Origin of the sequence: Neobacillus rhizosphaerae (assembly GCF_050477885.1) — a bacterium.
Taxonomy (GTDB): Bacteria; Bacillota; Bacilli; order Bacillales; family Cytobacillaceae; genus Neobacillus; species Neobacillus rhizosphaerae_A.
Window position 1 is genome coordinate 1 of sequence record NZ_JBCNAC010000099.1, and the last position, 1346, is coordinate 1346.

3 protein-coding genes are annotated in these 1346 nt (G+C 39.4%); 1 reads left to right on the forward strand and 2 read right to left on the reverse strand.

Annotation, left to right across the window (positions count from 1 at the left end; translation table 11 throughout):
* Positions 1–73 precede the first annotated feature (73 nt).
* Entirely contained in the window at positions 74–643 is a 570-nt protein-coding gene (cotJC, locus tag ABES03_RS13675) for a spore coat protein CotJC (protein WP_430117814.1), read from the forward strand.
* Between the two features lie 31 nt (positions 644–674).
* Here the strand turns inward: cotJC and ABES03_RS13680 are convergent, their stop codons facing one another.
* Both ABES03_RS13680 and ABES03_RS13685 read right to left on the reverse strand, forming a co-directional pair.
* The gene (locus ABES03_RS13680) at positions 675–1130 is read right to left on the reverse strand and encodes a DUF2663 family protein (RefSeq protein WP_430117815.1); all 456 of its coding nucleotides are present in this window, start codon (positions 1128–1130) and stop codon (positions 675–677) included.
* Between the two features lie 2 nt (positions 1131–1132).
* Positions 1133–1346 (reverse strand): hypothetical protein (locus ABES03_RS13685; RefSeq protein WP_430117816.1); only part of this gene is annotated, 214 nt, incomplete at its 5' end.

A 1346-nucleotide genomic window follows, 5' to 3' on the forward strand; every position in this document is an offset into this window, starting at 1 on the left:
ACCCGAGGGGCTAGGCGCTGGAACTGGATAGTTTTAAAAGCGGAAGCAAACGATAAAGGAGGGATTTTAGTATATGTGGATTTACGAAAAAAAACTACAATATCCTGTTCGAGTGAGCACGTGTAACCCAACATTAGCAAAATATTTAATTGAGCAATATGGAGGTGCAGATGGAGAACTTGCCGCAGCCCTCCGGTACTTAAACCAAAGATATACTATTCCTGATAAGGTCATTGGGCTTCTTACGGATATCGGAACAGAAGAATTTGCTCACCTCGAAATGATTGCTACAATGGTCTATAAATTAACGAAAGATGCAACACCCGAGCAATTAAAAGCCGCTGGACTAGGGGAACATTATGTCGACCATGACAGTGCCTTGTACTATCATAATGCTGCGGGAGTACCGTGGACAGCAACATATATTACGGCTAAAGGTGATCCTATTGCTGACCTATATGAGGATATTGCTGCAGAAGAAAAGGCACGGGCTACTTATCAATGGTTAATCAACATAAGTGATGATCCGGATATTAATGATAGTCTTCGATTTTTACGTGAACGTGAGATTATTCACTCCCTTCGCTTCCGTGAAGCTGTGGAGATATTAAAGGAAGAACGAGACAAGAAAAAAATTTTTTAATAAAAATAAGAAGCAGAAGTGACTCTGCTTCTTATTTTTTTTCGTGATAGAGGTTAATATCGTATTTTTTCTTCATGGTCTCAAACACAATATGGCGATTCTTCCATTCCTCTTCCTTTTTCCATAAATCTTTGCTCCGGTCGACAATTTCACATCTTAGTTCCTGATATTCCTTTTCCTTTTTCTCTTTTTGTTGTTTTAACACATTCATGGACCCTAGTCCAATAAGTACAATTGTTAACAGCAACACACTGAATGAATCATTGATAGTTGCGGATAATACAGCTAAAAAAGAATAAGAAAAATGCAGATAAAACGTAAAATAAAAATAAGCAATAAAGATTAACGCAAAGGAAAGGGTCGCATATATCGAAATATAATGCCATAGTTTTGTATCATCAAACTTTTTTTTCCGTTTTCTCACGTTTTCTAACATTTGTTTAGTTGCTTGGTCAGTATGTTCAAGTAATTGGATTGGAGAATCCATTCTTATCCCTCCATTTCTCCATATATACTTATGAACTTGTCCTTCACAATATGTTTTTTTCCATAGGCTTTGTTAAAATTGTCTGTTGATCTCCGCTCCAGGCTCTTCGCTTTCCGTGGGCGTTTCGGCGAGCCTCCTCGGCGCTTGCGCCTGCGGGGTCTCCCCTGAACCGTACTCCCACAGGAGTCTTCGAGCCTTCCGCTCCAATCAACAGGG